Origin of the sequence: Sphingomonas sp. Xoc002 (genome assembly GCF_050408055.1) — a bacterium.
Taxonomy (GTDB): Bacteria; Pseudomonadota; Alphaproteobacteria; order Sphingomonadales; family Sphingomonadaceae; genus Sphingomonas; species Sphingomonas yabuuchiae.
Window position 1 is genome coordinate 3,511,943 of the sequence record NZ_CP191175.1, and the last position, 17,380, is coordinate 3,529,322.

Annotated in this window: 13 protein-coding genes; 4 read left to right on the forward strand and 9 right to left on the reverse strand. The window is 68.2% G+C overall.

The window, feature by feature from the left end; translation table 11 throughout:
* Positions 1-118: 118 nt before the first annotated feature.
* Entirely contained in the window at positions 119-1,000 is an 882-nt protein-coding gene (locus ACQR50_RS16110) for an endonuclease/exonuclease/phosphatase family protein (protein ID WP_428969075.1), read from the reverse strand.
* Positions 1,001-1,185: 185 nt separating this feature from the next.
* On the opposite strand from ACQR50_RS16110, the gene ACQR50_RS16115 reads away from it, so the two are divergent.
* Positions 1,186-3,282 (forward strand): TonB-dependent siderophore receptor, encoded by a 2,097-nt coding sequence (locus tag ACQR50_RS16115; RefSeq protein WP_428969076.1) that lies wholly within the window; start codon positions 1,186-1,188, stop codon positions 3,280-3,282.
* Positions 3,283-3,318: 36 nt separating this feature from the next.
* Here the strand turns inward: ACQR50_RS16115 and ACQR50_RS16120 are convergent, their stop codons facing one another.
* From ACQR50_RS16120 to ACQR50_RS16145, 6 genes are read right to left on the reverse strand one after another with little or no spacing between them, the layout of a single operon-like run.
* A complete protein-coding gene (locus ACQR50_RS16120; protein ID WP_428969077.1) occupies positions 3,319-4,281 on the reverse strand; it encodes an FAD:protein FMN transferase in 963 nt (320 codons plus the stop codon).
* A gap of 2 nt (positions 4,282-4,283) precedes the next feature.
* Complete coding sequence (locus tag ACQR50_RS16125; protein WP_428969078.1) at positions 4,284-5,129, reverse strand: DUF4198 domain-containing protein; 846 nt, start codon at positions 5,127-5,129, stop codon at positions 4,284-4,286.
* Between the two features lie 17 nt (positions 5,130-5,146).
* A complete protein-coding gene (locus ACQR50_RS16130) occupies positions 5,147-5,629 on the reverse strand; it encodes a DUF2271 domain-containing protein (protein WP_428969079.1) in 483 nt (160 codons plus the stop codon).
* Positions 5,630-5,643: 14 nt separating this feature from the next.
* Positions 5,644-6,285, reverse strand: coding sequence for a PepSY-associated TM helix domain-containing protein (locus ACQR50_RS16135; protein ID WP_428969080.1), 642 nt, complete (start codon positions 6,283-6,285; stop codon positions 5,644-5,646).
* The gene (locus ACQR50_RS16140; RefSeq protein ID WP_428969081.1) at positions 6,282-6,965 is read right to left on the reverse strand and encodes a Fe2+-dependent dioxygenase; all 684 of its coding nucleotides are present in this window, start codon (positions 6,963-6,965) and stop codon (positions 6,282-6,284) included. Before ACQR50_RS16140 ends, ACQR50_RS16135 begins: the two co-directional genes overlap by 4 nt.
* An 18-nt stretch (positions 6,966-6,983) precedes the next feature.
* A complete protein-coding gene (locus ACQR50_RS16145) occupies positions 6,984-9,386 on the reverse strand; it encodes a TonB-dependent receptor (protein ID WP_428969082.1) in 2,403 nt (800 codons plus the stop codon).
* Between the two features lie 249 nt (positions 9,387-9,635).
* Between ACQR50_RS16145 and ACQR50_RS16150 the strand changes: the two genes are divergently transcribed.
* The 3 genes from ACQR50_RS16150 to ACQR50_RS16160 all read left to right on the forward strand — a co-directional run bounded on the left by ACQR50_RS16150 (position 9,636) and on the right by ACQR50_RS16160 (position 12,967).
* Positions 9,636-10,916: an HD-GYP domain-containing protein gene (locus ACQR50_RS16150; protein ID WP_428969083.1), complete on the forward strand. Its 1,281-nt coding sequence runs from the start codon at positions 9,636-9,638 to the stop codon at positions 10,914-10,916.
* 66 nt (positions 10,917-10,982) lie between these two features.
* Positions 10,983-12,599 (forward strand): NAD(P)/FAD-dependent oxidoreductase, encoded by a 1,617-nt coding sequence (locus ACQR50_RS16155; protein WP_428969084.1) that lies wholly within the window; start codon positions 10,983-10,985, stop codon positions 12,597-12,599.
* Positions 12,596-12,967 (forward strand): reverse transcriptase-like protein, encoded by a 372-nt coding sequence (locus tag ACQR50_RS16160; RefSeq protein WP_428969085.1) that lies wholly within the window; start codon positions 12,596-12,598, stop codon positions 12,965-12,967. The genes ACQR50_RS16155 and ACQR50_RS16160 overlap by 4 nt, the downstream gene beginning before the upstream one ends.
* A 15-nt stretch (positions 12,968-12,982) precedes the next feature.
* On the opposite strand, the gene ACQR50_RS16165 is transcribed toward ACQR50_RS16160, so the two are convergent.
* Together ACQR50_RS16165 and ACQR50_RS16170 are read right to left on the reverse strand one after the other, a co-directional pair.
* A complete protein-coding gene (locus ACQR50_RS16165; protein ID WP_428969086.1) occupies positions 12,983-14,299 on the reverse strand; it encodes a chloride channel protein in 1,317 nt (438 codons plus the stop codon).
* A gap of 55 nt (positions 14,300-14,354) precedes the next feature.
* Positions 14,355-17,360 carry a VIT domain-containing protein gene (locus tag ACQR50_RS16170; protein WP_428969087.1) on the reverse strand — a complete coding sequence of 1,002 codons (3,006 nt, stop codon included), beginning with the start codon at positions 17,358-17,360 and terminating at the stop codon, positions 14,355-14,357.
* Positions 17,361-17,380: the final 20 nt, after the last annotated feature.

A 17,380-nucleotide genomic window follows, 5' to 3' on the forward strand; every position in this document is an offset into this window, starting at 1 on the left:
GAAACCACCATTCCGTGCCGCCAAGGCTCGTTTCGCGATCATAGGAGCGGGCAAATGATAACGCTATCGGGAAACGCGGTGCCCGTTCCCTCCCCTGGAAGGGGAGGAACAGATTTGGTCAGCGCGTCTCATCCTTAAACGTCAGCGTCGCCGCGACCGGGAAATGGTCCGAGGGATAGGTCGTGCCCCGGTGATAGCTATCGGTCGCGATCGCCTGCGGGCGGAAACCGCGTACAAACAAATAGTCGATCCGCCGGTCGGGCGTGCCGGTGAAGTCGTGAAAGGTCATCTCCGGCCCCTCGCGCCGTGCGGCGGCGGGCCAGGCGTCGGTCAGCGTCGCCGCGAAGCGGCGATAGGCCGCCGTGTCGGGCCGCGCGTTCATGTCGCCCGCCACCACCACCGGCAGGTCCTTCGCCAGCGCGGGCAAGCGCGCCAGGATCAGCGCCGCCGCCTTGTCGCGCGCTTCGGCATCCTCGTCGCGGTGGGCCAGATGCGTGTCGAGGAACAGGAAGCGATGCGGCTTCTTCCCCTTGGTCTCGAACACCGCCCAATTCGCCATGCGCGGCAGGTCGGTGCCCCAGCTCTGGCTGCCGACGACGTCCGGCGTCTCGGACAGCCAGAAATCGCCATGTTCGACCAGGGTCAGCCGGTCGGGACGATAGATTATGCCCATATGCTCATTGTCATGCCCGCCCCGCCGGTCACGCCCGAACCAGCGATAGCCGGGCAGCGCATGGGTCAGGTCGTCGCCCTGCCGCTGAAGCAGTTCCTGCGTCCCGATCACATCGGGCGCGGCGCGGCGGATCAGTTCGACCATCACCGGCCGCCGCACTGCCCAGCGCGTCGCACCCTCGTCCGAGGCATAGCGTACGTTAAAGGTCATGACCCTGATCGGTTCTGGGATCGGTTCGGGGATCGGTTCGGCCATCGCCCCCGTCGCCGCCAGCAGCCCCGCCGCCGCCAGCGCCACAGCCCGAATCGTCCGCCGCACCACCATCATTTCGATTATTCCTCATAGACTTACACCATGGCGCAACGCCGCCTGCGGGTCATGGCTGCATCACATGACATGCGCGTGACACGCTTCGTCATCACGCCGCCAAAACCAAAACAGGTCCAATTTCCGATTGAGAGTTATTAGCATTATCGATATTGGCCGCGCCGAAATCGATTGGGGGGCCGTATATGTCGAAGGTGATCTGGCGCGCGATTCTGCTCGCCGGAGCGGCGATCAGCCAGGGTGCGGTGGCGCAGACGCCGGCCGCCCCGGTCGATGGCGGCAGCGACGCGCAGCAGGATATCGTCGTCACCGCCTTGCGTGACGCCAATGCCAGCATCACCGGCACCGACACCGCGCCCAACCGCTATCCCCAGTCCCTGCGCGTCATCGATCGCGCAATCATCGACCGGACCGGCGCGACGCGGCTGGACGATACGATCGACCTGGCGGGCGGCGTGTCGCGGCAGAACGACTTTGGCGGGCTGTGGGACAAATATGCCATTCGCGGCTTTGCGGGGAACGAGAATAGCGGCCCCGACATCCTCATCAACCGCTTCAGCAGCAATCTGGGCTTCAACGCGCCGGTCGATGTCGCCACGGTCGAACGCTTCGAATTCCTGAAGGGCGCCGCCGCCGCGCTGTCGGGACTGGGCGAGCCGGGCGGGTCGCTGAACATCGTCACCAAGGCGCCGACGCCCACCCGCCAAGGCGAGGCCTCGCTCAGCTATGGCAGCTGGAACCGGGTGCGGGCGACCGGCGATATCAGCGGCCCGGTAACGAGCACCCTGTCCGCGCGGCTGATCGGCGTGGCGGAGGAAGGCGACAGCTTTCGCGATACCGTCCACACCGACCGGCTGCTGGTCGCGCCGTCCTTGTCCTTCACGCCGAGCCAGGATCTGCGCTTCCTCTACCAAGGCGAGTTCATGCGCAACCGCGCGCCGATCGACCGCGGCGTGGCGGCGATCAGGGGTAACGCGCGTGCGATGGACCGCGACACGTTCCTGGGCGAGCCCGCCGATGGCCGCATGACCCAGCGGATGCTGTGGCAGCAGGGGAGCGTCTTCGCCGCGTTGAGCGACCGCATCTCGCTGGAGGCCGGACTGTCGAGCCGCGACGGCTTCCTGACCGGCTATGCGACCCAGGTCGATTTCGGCGCGCGCGGGGTGCAGGCCGATGGCCGGACGATCGGCCGGTCGCGGCGTTTCCACGACTTTCGCTGGCAGGACCTGACGGCGCGGGCGGAACTGACCGCCAAGGTCGACTGGCTGAGCCTGTCGCACGACATCCGCGTCGGGGTGGACCGGGTGCGCCATGGCCTGGACTTCCGCATGGACCAGGCGCGCGGGCGGCCGGGCGCGCCGATCCTGACCATCGACGCCTTCAACCCCGTCTACGGCCAGCCGCTGCCGGTACCCACGGCGTTTCAGGATCGTCACCACGCCTTCCGCAGCGAAAGCGTCTATGCGCAGGACCTGATCCGCTTCGGCGACTTCACCGCGCTGATCGGTGCGCGCTGGAACAATTTCCGTGAGACGATGACCAATTATGGGCGCGGCAATCTGGTCCTCGACACGGTCGATCGCGGCATCACCCCGCGCGCCGCGCTGACCTGGGCGGCGAGCCCGCAATTCTCGCTGTTTACCAGCTGGGGCCAGTCGCTGCGGCTCAACCCCTCGGACGGGGTCAGCAGCTTCGATGCCGAGCGCAGCAGCTCAACCGAGGTCGGCGCGAAATACAGCCTCTTCGGCGGCGCGCTGACCGGCCAGACCGCGCTGTTCACCATGACCAAGCGCAACGTGCTGAACCCCAATGCCATCGACGTCTTCGTCAAGACGCAGATCGGTCGCCAGCGGTCGCGGGGCGTCGAGACGGTCGCCGACCTGCATTTGGCTGGCGGGCTGACCGGCACCGCGACCTATACCTATACCGACGCAACGGTGCGCAACGACAAGAATGCCGCGCTGATCGGCACGATGCTGTCCAACGTGCCCAAGCATCTGGCGGCACTCGATCTGCATCAGCGGCTGGGCACGGTGACGCTGGGCGGCGGCATGACGCATGTGGGTGCGCGCAACGGCGATCCGTTCGCCAGCGGCTATCGCCTGCCCGCCTATACCGTCGCGCGGCTGGATGCGAGCTGGGCGGTCAACCCGCGCTTCGACGTGCGGCTCGACCTCGAGAACCTGTTCGACACCTATTACATCGCCAGCAGCTATGCCGATGTGTGGACGATGCCGGGCGCGCCGCGCAACGTTCGCGTGACGCTCAAGGGGCGGTTCTGAACTGATCCTGTTCCTCCCCTTGCAGGGGGAGGAAGGTTAGGCGATCAGCGCCCGAAGAGGCTCGGTCAGAACCTCTTCCACCCCGTCACCCCGACGAACCAGGATACGGGCGGCGACCTGCATCGGCGCCAGCGCCGACAGGTCGGGGAACAGCACCGCGACGGCGGTCGCCAGCGCATCGGCCAGCATCGCGGTTTCGGCGATGACATGGACCGCGATCACGCCGTTGGTCGGCGGGTACCCGGAACGCGGGTCCAGGCCGTGTTCGCCCTTGCGATAGGTCCCGCTGCCCGCCACCGCCATCTTATGCAGCGCCACGCGCATCGGCGGCAGATCGACGCCCGGCGGGGTTTCGAGATCGACCCACCAGGGATCGCCATCGGGCCGCATGCCGCGCCCGACCAGTTCGCCGCCCACCTCGACCAGACAATGGCGGAAGCCCAGCCCCGCCAGCATGTCGGCGACCGCATCGGCGGCATAGCCCTTGGCGATGCCCGACAGGTCGAGCGCGACGCCGCCCGGCTGCCACAGCATCGCCCCTTCGGCATTCCAGCGGAGACGCCGCCAGCCGCTGTTGGACCGGGCCTGCTCGATCGCCGCCGCATCGGGCTCGGGTTGCGGTCCCTTCGGCCCATGGCCCCAGAGATCGACCAGATGGCCGATCGCCGGATCGAAGGCCCCGCCGCTCAGCGCCGCGACGCGCAACCCCGTGTCGATGACCGCCGCGAAATCGGGCGGCAGCCTGCACCAGCTATCCGGTGCCGAACGGTTGAATCGCGAAAGCACGAAATCCGGTGCCCAGTGACTCATCTGCGCGACCAGATCATCGAGCCGCGCCTGGACGGTCGCGCCGACGCCCTGCGCGCCGGGTACGTCGCACGTGGCATAGAGCACCCGCCACATCGTCCCCATCGTCTCGCCGCCCAGCGTGACGATGGCCGCCGGATCGCCGTTCGCCACGGCGTTCGGGTCGATCCGGGGCGGCAGGACGATGCGCATGGTTACGGCGTCATGACTTCAAGGGTGGTGGTGTAGCTCATCCGCCGCTGCGTCGCGCGCGGGGCGGTCGGCTTGTCGTCGATCAACGTCGCGTTCAGCCAGTACATGCCCGCCGCCGGCCAGGCGTAGGACAGCACGCCTTGCGCGTCGGTGGTCACCTCCCTGGCACCCTCGGCATCGCGGTAGCGCTTGCCGCCGGGGACGATCGTGACCTTCAGGTTCGGCGCGGGCTTGCCGTCGACCAGGAAGCGGAACTTCGCGGTCTCGCCCGCGACCAGTTCGTCCGGATGAGTGACGGGATCGAGCTCCAGCCCCTTGCCCTCGGGTTTCAGGACGGTGCGGGTCGGTTCGCCTGCGGTCACGAAAATCTCGTTGCGCGCGCTCGTCTCGGTCAGCGTCACGTCGGTCGCATTGGCGGGAATGTCGGCGACGGTCAGCGGCGGCTGGCGCAGGCCGTTCGGCCCCGGCGGACCGCCGCGACCGCCGACGCGCTTCTCGACGCCGTCGACCTTGAAGCTCCCCATGATGCCCGACATGGCGCTGCCGATCTTCCAGGTGCCGGGCTTGTCGAGCTGCACGTCGAAGACCGAGCGATAGCGCCCGGTCGAGCCGTTCTGAATCCGCCCGGGTGTGCCGTCGGGCTGCCACACCTTCACCCATTCGATCCGGCCGGGCTGGTGGTCGGCATAGAACAGGTCGTTGGAGACGGCACTGTCGACCGTCACCCAGCTATCGGTCCCCGAAAAGATCGTGCCCGAGGGCAACAGCCACATGCGATGCGCCGAGGCGAGGCCGGGGATCGCCAGCAGCGCGGCGGCGGCGAGCAGCTTGATGCGATGGTTCTTCATGATGATCCTCCCCTGTGTCAGCGTGCCGAGACGGTCACGGCGCCCAGTTCATGGCTGCCGCTCGCCCGCGCGTTCGGATTGGGTATGGTCAGCGGCACCTGCACCAGTTCGCGCCCGCCGGTCTCGCGTGCGGCCTCGACGTTCAGGACATACTGGCCGGGCTTCAGGTCGGCGGGCAGCGGGATGGCATGGGTGCCGGGCGCGCGGGTCGCGCCGCTGATGCCGCTGGCGGGCATCGCCATGCTCCGCCCGCCTTTTCGCCACCAGGCGCGCAGGTCGGACAGCCATTTGGTGCCCGGCTCGCCGCCCGTCTTCTTGACGTCGTACCAGATGGCGAGCGTGCGCGCCGGACCACCAGTGGCGGGCTCCAGCCAGACCGCGACATAGGGCTTGTGATATTCGGCGACGTTGAGGCGCGGAATGGTGACGTTCACCGTCGCGGCGCTCGCCGCCCCCGGCAGTGCCACCGCGCCCAGCGCCAGGATAGCGGTCGATCGCATCGTGATATTCTCCATCAGTGCAGGACAAAGACGGCGATCGCCGCCGGGATCAGGAACCCCGCCGCCACCAGCGGCCAGGTCGAGGGCCGGTGCCGCGCGTGCATCTGGAGCAGCAGCAGCCCGGTCAGGGTGAAAACAATGCAGGCGACCGCGAAGACGTCGATGAACCAGAACCAGGCGGTCCCGGCATTGCGCCCCTTGTGCAAGTCGTTGAGGTAGGAGACCCAACCGCGATCGGTCCGCTCCGAGGTGATGGCACCGCTTGCCCGGTCGATGCTGACCCAGGCATCGCCGCCGGGGCGGGGCATGGCGACATAGACCTCGCCGTCCGACCATTCCCCCGGCCGTCCGGCGGGGTTCAAATCGACCGCCCGCTCGACCGCTTCCGCCACGCGGGGCGGCAGCGGTGCGTCGGTCGCCGCCGGATTGGCCAGCAACGGCCGCAGGCCGGGGGCGAGCAGCCCGCTCTTCTGAACCGTCTTCGGGCTGGCCGAGATGCTGGCGGCGTGATTCAACGTCAGCCCGGTGATCGCGAACATCATCATGCCGACCAGCGACACCGCCGCGCTGATCCAGTGCCAGGTATGGAACTGCTTCAACCACCAGCTTCGCCATTTGCGCTTCCTGGGCTTGGGAAGGGTCGCGGCGGCGGTCATGCGTCGGCCCAGCGGCGCAGCAGATTGTGGTAGATGCCGGTCAGCTCGACGACCGAGCGATCCCCCTGCCCCTTGTCCGCGCCGACCCGCTGCACCGCGCGGTCCAGGTCGAACAGGATGCGCCGCTCGCCATCGTCGCGGACCATGGATTGTATCCACAGGAACGAGGCGACGCGCGTGCCCTTCGTGACGGGCTCGACCCGGTGGAGGCTGGAGGCGGGGTAGAGGACCGCGCTTCCGGCGGACAGCTTCACCCGCTGTTCGCCGTACAGATCCTCGACCACCAGCTCGCCGCCGTCATAGGCGTCCGGGTCCTCGAGGAAGAGGGTCAGCGACAGGTCGGAGCGCATCCGGAAGTCGCTGCCCCGCTTCAGCCGCACCGCATTGTCGACATGCACGTCGAACGCCTGTCCGCCCGCATAGCGGTTGAACAGCGGCGGATAGACCTTGAGCGGCAGGGCGGCCGCCACGAACAGCGGCGACCGCCCCAGCGCATCGAGAACCATCCGCCCCGCCTCGACCGCCGCCCCCGAATCCTCCGGCAGCTGCTCGTTGCGCTTGGCGAGCGCCGCCTGCGGGCCGGAGGTGGCGTTGCCGTCCGCCCAAGGCCCGCCGTCGATGACGCGGCGGACCTGGGCGACCCCGGCGGGATCGAGGATATCGGGAAGGACGATCAGCATCGGCGAAGGCTAGTCCGATCAGAAGTTGTAGAACAGGCTCAGCGTCGCCTGACGCCGGTCGCCGGGGACTGCCCAGCCGCCGGTGATGTTGCCGGTCGTCGCGTTGATGTTGTTGCGCACGCCCGTGACATATTTCTCGTCGGTGAAGTTCTGGACGTTGAGCTGCATCGTCCAGCGCTGGGCGATGGTATAGGCCAGGAAGGCGCGGTGGATCAGATAATCATCCACATGGAACTGCACCCGGTTGCCCGCGACGGGGACGTTGGTCGCGAACGATCCCTGATAGGTCAGGCCGTAACCGACCTCCAGGCCGAAGGGCAGCTTGTAGGTGGTGAACAGGCTACCCGAATGCTCGGGCGTCTGGATAAGCTGGCTGCCCGCCTGCGGATCGAGCACGCCCGCCGCCTTGTCGCGGTTGGAGATGCTTTGCAGCACCTTGCCGTCGAGATAGGTATAGTTGGCGAAGATCGTCCAGGCCGGGGTGATCGATCCCGACGCACCCAGCGCGATTCCGTCCACCCGGCTGCGCCCGTCCAGCACCTGCAAGCCCACCGGCAGCGCGGGATCGTTGGAGGGCACGCGGTAATTGGTCCGCTCGTTGCGGAAGATCGCGGCGGTCAGCTCCAGGCGACGGCCGAACAGGCCGGCCTTCACCCCCGCCTCGTAGTTCTTCGCGGTTTCCGGTGCCACGGCGCAGGGGTTCGCGGCGGTCGCGGTCGACGGCACGCCGCAGCCCAGCCGGACGGTCGTCGAGGACGGCGTCTTGGCATTGCCATAGCCCGCATAGACGCTGACATTCTCGACCGGGTGGAACACCGCGCCCGCCCGCCAGGAGAACAGCTTCTCACGGCTGACCTGCGGCGCGGCCTGAAGCGCGGTCAGCGCAGTCGTACCCGGCGGCACGATGGTCAGCGGCAGCGCGCGGAAGCTCGCCTCCTGATACTCCCAGCGTACGCCGCCGTTCAGTTCGAAAAAGCGGTTCAGCGCCAGCGTATCGAACGCATAGACCGCCAGGTTGCGCGTCTCGCTGCGCGACTGGGCCGTCGTCGTGAAGTTGACCGGGCCGGTATAGTCGGTGTTCGGGTTGGCGATGTTGATCAGCGGCAGCGGCGACACCGCGCTGCCGTCCGCATTGCGCAGCAGCGAGCCTTGGGTGATCCGGTAACTCTCTATCATGCCCGACATGCCGATGTTCAGGACATTGTGAAAACCGCCCTTCGCGCCCACTTCGTGGCGCAGGTCGATCTGGTTGGTCAGCATCTGGTTCTGCTGATCGCGCACCAGTCCGCGCGGACCGGACGGCAGGTAGAAGCCCGCCGGAACATTGGCGGGGCATGCCGCACCGATGGTGGCGCCCGGCGTCGTCGTCACCGGCTGGCGGTTGGTCGCGGCGAGACAGAAGGTCCCCTGCGGTGCGGAGGTGACGCTATCCTGCGTCACCTGCTGCCAGCGGGTCAGGTTACGCACGCTCCAATGCTCGTCGATCTGGTGGCGGAAGGTCGCGGTGAAGCGGTCGACAATGCTGTCCTGCCGGTCGAGATTGGCGATCCCGAAATAGCTGGAGCGCTTGGCCCCCGGCACGAAGCCGTCGACCAGGCCGTTGTCGAACCAGGGAATGCCGTAGACCGGCGTGTTGCGATCCTCCTGATGGACATAGGCGAGCGTCAGGCTGGTCGGCCCGCCGATGCCGATCGTGACCGAGGGCGCGATGCCCCAGCGCTGCATCTTCTCGACATCGCGGCCGGGTACGTCGTTATGGTGGTACGCGCCGTTCAGGCGCACCGCGACCAGATCCGACACGCGGACATTGCTGTCGATGGCGCCGCGATAATAATTGTCGGTGCCGACCGAGCCCTGCATGATGGTCAGCGTCTCGGGCGTGGGTACCTTGGAGACGAGGTTGATCGTGCCCCCGACCGAGCCCGATCCGTTGAAGACGCTGTTCGCGCCGTTATAGACCTCGACCTGTTGCAGGTTGAACGGGTCGGTGCGGCTATACTGCGCACTGTCGCGCACCCCGTCGATGGTGATGTCGTTGCTGGCCGAATAGCCGCGCAGGTTGATCGAGTCGCCATAACCGCCGCCGCCCTCGCCCGCGCCGAAGGTGATCCCCGGCAGCGTCTGGAGCACGTCGCGCAGCGTCTGGAGATTTTGCTTACGGATGGTCTGTTCGCTGACCACGGTGATCGTCTGCGGCGTGTCGAGCAGCGCGGCGGTGGCCTTCGGGCTCTCCAGGGCCGCAGCCCCGGTGCCGCGCTGGCCGGTGACGATCACGTCACGCGCGCCGGTCGAATCCTGGGACTTGGCCGTAGCGGCGGGCGGCGGTGCGCTGTCGGCCCTGGGGCCGGTCTCTGCGGCGGCGACATGCGGCGCGGTGGCCAGAAAGCCCACGCATGACAATGCGATGAACGAATGCGACATGAATGTTTCCCCTTCAAGGGGACCGGCTATTGCGAAACATTCGCACTGTCAATGCAATTGCTAATGATTATCATGCCGAAGTTATCGCCCGTGCATCGACCATACCGTGGCATGTCGGATCGCCCCACCGTCACTGCCGAAAATGGCCAATGCGCCGCGTCCCCGCGCAACCTCCTTCAGGGACGGCAAAGTTCAGGAATTGCTTCTGCCGAAACGAAAATTTTACGACACGATGGTAAGATTTCCGGGATGAACGAGCAGCCGACCACGAATCGATACATCCAGATCGAGAGCCGACAGGTCACGCTCGGCATGTACATCCATGCGTTGCACTGCTCGTGGATTCACAATCCATTTTGGCGAAAGTCCTTCCTCCTGACCGAGCCGGACGATCTGGAGAAGATTCGGGCGTCGGCGTCGTCCGTCACCATCGACCTGACCAAGGGGCGCGGCCCCATGACGATCGCTGCCATCGATACGCCCGAGCCTCCTCTCGCGCCCGTCGTCGAGGCGATCACCGAACCGATCGTCACGACCCTGCGCCGGCGTCGCGCCAGGCCCGTGACCGAGGTCGAGCGGGCCAGCGCCGTATCCGCGCGCGCCGCCGCCGCCGTCGCCCAGCTGTTCGGCGAGGCGCGGCTCGGCCGCACCATCCGCAAGAGCGACCTGGTCCCGATCGTCGAGGACATTGCCGAGACGACCGCCAAGTCCGCCGCCGCGATGATCGCGGTCACGCGGCTGAAGGACCGGGACCAATATATCTATATCCACTCGGTCGCGGTCGGCACCCTGATGATGAACCTCGCGCGTCATCTGGGCCTGAGCGAGGAGGATGTGCGCGTCGCCGGTATGGCCGGACTGCTGCACGATATCGGCAAGATGCGGATCGACGCCGATGTCCTCGACAAGCCCGGCCGCCTGACCACCGCGGAAATGGTGGAGATCCGCCGCCATCCGGGCCTGGGCCACCGCATTCTGGGCGACATGGACGATCTCGACCCGCGTATCCTGGACGTATGCCGCCATCATCACGAGCGGATGGATGGCGCCGGTTATCCCGATGGCCTGCGCGGCGACGAGATCAGCCAGTTCGTCCGTATCTCGTCCGTCTGCGACGTCTATGACGCCGTGACCTCGATCCGTCCGTACAAGCGCGCCTGGTCGCCGCACGAGGCACTGGCGCAAATGCTGGAATGGGACGGCCATTTCGCCCCGGAGACGCTGCGCGCCTTCATCGCCAATCTGGGCATCCAGCCCTTTGCCGCGCTGGTCCGGCTGCGGTCCAACCGGCTGGGTATCGTGGTGCGCGAAGGGGAATGTCCGACCATGCCGGTCGTGCGCGTCTTCTTCGACATTCCCAGCCACGGGCCGATCGCGATCGAGGATGTCGCGAGCGCACACGACCCGATCCAGCGCGCCGAACGCGGCGATTACTGGTTCGGCGAACGCTGGCCCGCGCTCCAGGCCGAAATCCTGGCGGAACCCACCTTCCCCGAAACCCCGCTGAGCCACGCCGTCGGCGCGCGGTAATTCCGCCCAAGCCGCCGCCGCACAGCGCGATGGCGGGAGCGCGTGCAATTCTGTATGGCGCGCGGGATGATCCGCCTCAGTGAATTGAAACTGCCTCTCCACCATGCGGACGAGGCCCTGCCCGCCGCCATCTGTCGCCGGTTGCGCGTGACGCCGCGCGAGCTGGTCCGATTCGTGATCGCCCGGCGCGGGCATGATGCACGCGACAAGAACAATATCCAGCTCGTCTATTCGGTCGATGTGAACCTGAAGAACGAGGCCGCCGTGCTGGAGCGGTTCCGCCGCGACCGCGATGTCCAGCGCACGCCCGACACCCGCTATCACCTGCCCAGCGCGCCGCCGCCGGGCACCAAGCGCCCGGTCGTGATCGGCGCGGGCCCCTGCGGCCTGTTCGCCGCGCTGGTGCTGGCGCAGGCGGGATATCGCCCGATCATCCTGGAGCGCGGCAAGGTGGTGCGCGAGCGGACCCAGGACACCTGGGGCCTGTGGCGCAGGAGCGTGCTCAATCCCGAATCCAACGTGCAATATGGCGAGGGCGGCGCAGGCACCTTTTCGGACGGCAAGCTCTACAGCCGGATCAAGGACCCGCGCCACCTGAACCGCAAGGTGCTGACTGAGTTCGTCAAGGCGGGCGCGCCGCCCGAAATCCTGACCGAGGCGCATCCGCATATCGGCACCTTCCGCCTGGTCACGATGGTCGAGAGCATGCGCGCGACCATCGAGGAACTGGGCGGTGAATATCGTTTCTCCACCCGGGTCGACGGACTGGACGTCGAGACCGACGGGTCGGGCACCCGCCGGGTGCGCGGGCTGCACCTGAACGGCGGCGGCTATCTGGAGGCCGATCACGTCGTCCTCGCCATCGGCCATAGCGCACGCGACAGCTTCGCGATGCTCCAGGCGGCGGGCGTCTATGTCGAGGCCAAGCCCTTTTCGATCGGCGTGCGCATCGAACATCCGCAAGGGTGGATCGACCGCGCGCGCTTCGGGCATCAGGCGGGGCATCCGATCCTGGGGGCGGCCGAATATCACATCTCACACCACTGCCAGAACGGGCGGACGGTCTACAGCTTCTGCATGTGCCCGGGCGGCACGGTGGTCGCCGCCACGTCCGAAGAGGGCCGCGTCGCGACCAACGGCATGAGCCAATATTCGCGCAACGAGCGTAACGCCAATTCGGGCTTCGTCGTCGCGATCGATCCCGAACGCGACTTCCCCGGCGATCCGCTGGCGGGACTGGCGCTGCAACGCCATTGGGAGGAGCGCGCCTATGTCGCGGGCGGCTTCAACTACAAGGCCCCGGCGCAGCGGGTCGGCGACTTCCTGGCCAAGCGCCCCTCGACCAGCCTGGGTTCGGTCACCCCCTCCTATCGCCCCGGCGTGACGCCGACCGACCTGTCCGAATGCCTGCCCGATTTCGTGGTCGAGGCGATGCGCGAAGCGATTCCGGTCTTCGGCCGCCAGATCGCCGGTTACGACCACCCCGATGTGGTGATGACCGGCGTCGAGACGCGCACCTCCTCGCCGGTCCGTTTCACGCGCGGCGAGGACGGGCACAGCCTGAACACCTATGGCCTCTACCCGGCGGGCGAAGGCGCGGGCTATGCGGGCGGCATCCTGTCGGCGGCGGTCGACGGCATCAAGACGGCCGAGGCGGTCGCGCGCAGCATCGGCGCCACGTGAAGATCTTCTTCGACGGCGGCTATCGCCCCGGCGGGATGGAATATGCCGTGGTGATCGGTGGCCGCGCCCGGATCGTCCGCGACCTGGGGCCCGGCACCAGCATGACCGCCGAATGGCTGGCGCTGATCGCCGCAACCAAAGCGGCGCAGGAGGCCGGGCTGATCGACGTGCTGCTGCTAGGGGATGCGGCGGCGGTGGTGGCGCAGGCAAACGGCAAGGTGCGGGTGCCGCCCGCGCATGTCGCGCATTTCGCGGAGTGGACGGCCCTCCCCCGCCCGCCGCGCTTCCGGCTGCGTCATATCAAGCGGACGCAGAATTTGGCGGGCATCGCACTGGGTCGGGTCCATCAAGGCCTCCCTCTCCAGTAGGAGAAGAATAGCGGATCACCGCATCGCGAAGGTGCGCGACAGACCGTGGTACAGCTTCTCGCGGCACACCAGCTGGCTGACCCCGTCGGCGATGAAGGCGGTGGCGAACATCGGCAGCATCAGGCCGCGGCTGGCGGTCGTCTCGGACAGGATGATCACGGCGGTCAACGGCGCGCGGACCACGCCCGCAAAATAGCCGACCATGCCCAGGATCACGATCGCCGAGGCGGGGGAGTCCGGAAAGACCGAATGGAGCAGATTGCCCAGCCCCGCGCCCACCGACAGCGACGGCGCGAAGATACCGCCGGGCAGCCCGGCGACGGCGGTCGACAGGGTCGCGAGGAACTTGGCCGGGCCGTACCAGAGCGGCGCATCAACCCCGACGATCATCGCCCGCGCCGCGCCGTAGCCGGTACCCCAGGTCAGGCCCGTACCGACGCCCAGCCCGGCGACCACGACGCCGCACAGCGCGGCGAACAGGATGGGACGCCGCTTGCTCCACAGGGTCACGCGGTTGGTGCCGGTCGCCATCATCAGCATCAGCCGGGCAAAGCCGCCGCCCGCCAGCCCGCCGACGATCCCGGCGACGGGTGCTGCGACCAGTGCGGTGACGATCGGCATATGCGCGCCGATCAGCCCGAAATAGACATAATCGCCCTGCGCCGACTGGGCGACCATGCCCGCGATCGCGATGGCCGCGATGACCAGCAGCGTGACCTTCTGCTCATAGGCGGACGCCAGTTCCTCAATCGCGAAGAGCAGCCCGGCCAGCGGCGTGTTGAACGCCGCCGCCACACCCGCCGCGCCGCCCGCGATCAGCACCGCACCGCGGAGCGGCACGCCCAACAGGCGGTGGGTCAGCCCCATGATCGCGGCGGCGATCTGCACGGTCGGTCCCTCGCGCCCGACCGACGCACCGCCCAGCACCGCCGCCAGCGTCAGCCCGGCCTTGGCGACGACGGTGCGGATCGACACCAACCCGCCGGTCGCCCGCTCGGGATCGGCTTGTGCGGCCATGACCTGCGGAATGCCCGACCCGCGCGCGAGCGGCGCAAACCGGCGCGTGATCCAGACCAGCCCGGCGAACAACAGCGGCGTCACGACCAGCGGTGCCCAGGGATAACGGTGCGCGAAGTGATTGAAGATCTCGCCCGCCGCATCCGCCGCCTCGGCAAAGACCGTCGCGGCCAGACCGATCGCGACGGCACCGATCAGGATCGCCAGCCGGGTGCGGAACTTGACCGATCCCGGCCCCTGCGCCCGCAGCAACGCACGATAACGGGCGGGCGTCCATTTGCGGAATGACGGGAAGGGCGGACTCTGCTCGGCCATGGTCCGCCCCTACACCCTTATCGCTTCGTAAAACCAGCCATAGCGCGCCCCCCGATCAGGGCAGCGGCACCGCGCCCTTCGCCGGTATCCTGCTCGACACCGGCTTGCCCGGCACGACGATGCGGCCGATCATCCGCGCGCCCTGTTCATCGCGCTTCAGTTCGATATCGATGCTGTCGACCGTCTCGTTCGCCCGCCCGAAATTGCGGAACAGGTGCGCGGTCAGGATGGTCGCGCCATTGGGATCGATCCGGTCGGGCGCGAAGACATTGGCCTGCGCCGTATAGGTGCCCGGCGGCGCGGCACGGATCATATATTCCTCCGGCCCATATCCCTGCGTCATGTCCCGTGACAGCCGCCCGCCGATGGCGGTCCGGTTGTTGTCGTAGATCGCCCGCTCGCGCGTCGGCTCGTCGACCCACAAATCCATGTCGGAGCCATCGGTGGTCCAGTCGATGACGACGCGGACATCGACATCGAGCAGCATGACCAGGCGCGGGTCCATCTCCACCTTGCCGCCCAGCTTGCGCAAGCGCGGCAGCATCGCATTGGCCTCGTTCAGCGCGATCAGGTCAATGCCGTCCCATGCCTCGGCCTGCGGACTGGTCGCAACCTCATAGAGCAGGGTGATCGCGCGGGTCAGGTCGGCCTTGGCCTGGGCCGGACGGACGGCGGCACGGCGCGCGAGGGTCAGCGCGAGCAGGCGGCGCGGCTGCGGCCGGTCGGGGTCGAGCACCGCCTGCCGCTCGCGCAGTTCGACCGCGCGGTCCCAGTCGCCATACCGCTCCAGCCGGTCGGCGACCATGCCCAGCGTCGTGTCGTCGGCGGTCGGCAGGTCCAGCGCCGACAAGACCATCTCGCTGGCCTCGACCACACGGCCCCGCCTGGCGAGCCAGGCGGCGGTGTCGAGATAGAAGATCGGCAAGGCCCCGTGACGTGCCTCCGCCTCGCGGAAGCGTTCGGCGAAATCGGCGGGCTTGCCGTCATACAGCTCCAGATAGGGCCGATCGGGCTGCCACGCGTCGATCTGGACCGAAGGTGTCGCCGGGGTCGTGCGCGACATGCTTCCCGTCACCACCATATCGCCAGTCGCCTGGCTGACGCGCGGGGCCGGGGGAGCAGCAGGTGCCAGAGGGGCTCCAGCTGCCGGGGTGATCACGATGGCGGGCGGCAGGGTTGTCGTAGTTGGCGGGGGCGGGGGCGGGGGCGGGGGCGGCGGCGGCGGCGGCGGGGGTGGCGGCGGCGGCGGCGGCGGGGGTGCCGCTTCGGTCCGGTTGAAACTGCGCGACGTCGCGATCCGCTTGGGCTGCGCGGCTGAGTCGAACTTGGTCTTCCACCAGGCAACCTCGTCCTGCCAGCCCCTTAGCAACTGATCGAAATGGCGCTGCGCGATACGGGCGTCATCCGCCTCCATCGCCTTGCGCTGGCGGGCATAATCGTCGCGCCATTCGGAGGGCAGGGTCGCGGGCGGATCGATCTTGGCGTTCAGATAGTCGCTAACGCTCTCCAGCACGAGGAAGGACAGGCTGGGGCTGGCAATGCCATAGCGGCGACTGAGCGCCACATAGGCGTCGCGCTGCTCGGTAGCGCCCAGCGTCGCCAGCGCATCCTGCGCCAGGAGCGCCGCCGGACCGTCAAAGGCCGGAGCCTCGCCGCCGCCATCGATGGCGCGGACCAGTTCCTGCCCCGCACCCAGCCGGATCTTCACCGGCCCGAAGCCCGGCGCACGGACCAGCACCGCCCAGCGTCCCTGGGCGGCGGCCAGCGGCACGAAGGGCAAGGGGCGGTCGTCGCGGTCGGTGACGGCGATCACGCCGGGCGCACCGGCCTGCAACAGCGCCAGCGTCGCCGCCGGATCGTCGCCCAGCGAGATCAGTCGCCCGCCATGCGCGCGCGCCAGATGGCCGAGCCAGGCACGGTCGTCGCTGCCCGCACTGCTGACCACATCCAGCGGGCAGCGCGGGGTGATCGCGGCATCGCGGTCGATGGTCGCGCGGCCATCGGTGAAGATCAGGCAGCGGTCGGCGGGGCCGCCCAGCGACAGCGGCGCGAAGCCCGTCGCCCCGCGATAGTCGAGCGCGCCCAGCCACGCCGCCGCTTCACCGGCGGTGGTGACGCTTTTGGTCTGCGCCCCGCTGCTGTTGAAGGCGACCAACTCGACCTTGGCGGGGTGCCAGCGGTCGATCGTCGCGCGGACCAACGCGATCTCGCGGGCCGTGTCGGCCTTCAACCGCGAGCGCGAACGATCCCAATAGATGCGCAGATGCGACGGAGCCGCCTCGTTCCCGGTAACGGCGGGCAGGTCGCCGCCCAGTTCCAGATCCCGCTCGCCATTATGATGGGTGCTGGCGACCAGATCGGCGGCGCGAGCGGGCGCGATGGCCAGCGCACCCGACAGCGGCCTGTCCTTGCCGCTCACCGCGCCGCCCCAGCCCTCGCCGTCCGTCGTGATCGCCAATGGCGTCTCGCCCAGCGTCACCAAAGGCTTTGCCAGGGTGCCGCTGCCATGAACGCGGATCGACCAGTCGCCGACCGCGCTATCGAACCCGAGCGGCAGGCGCCAGCCCTCCGCCCCCACGGGCGCGACGAAACGCACCCGGATCGTCCGCCCACGGCCGGGCCAGATCGGATAGACGCGCGTCGAAAAGACATTGTCCGCGCTCACTTCGGCCAAGCCGGGATCGATCCGCTGGCGGACCCGCGCTTCATAGACCGCCTTGGCGCGCGGACGATCGACCAGCACGCCGTCGACCATCTGCCCCCCGATATCCAGCGCATAGCCGGTGACGACCGCGCCTTCGGGCAGGGTCAGGCGGAAATCGCCTTCCAGCTGCTCCGCCTCGGGGTTGAGGAAGGCGGCGGTGATGGTCGTCTCGACGACGCTGCCGCGCTGTTCGACCGCGATGTCCAGACGTCCCAGCGACACATTGCGCTCATGCGCGGCGTCGCGAATGCCCGCCGCATGGGCCTTCAGCATGGGGTTGGCGGTCTGCGCCCACGTCTCCTGCCCCGTCACAAGGGCAAGCCCCAGCGCCACGAGTCCCCGCCACCGTGCCAGCATCTTCGCCCCCCTCCGATCCC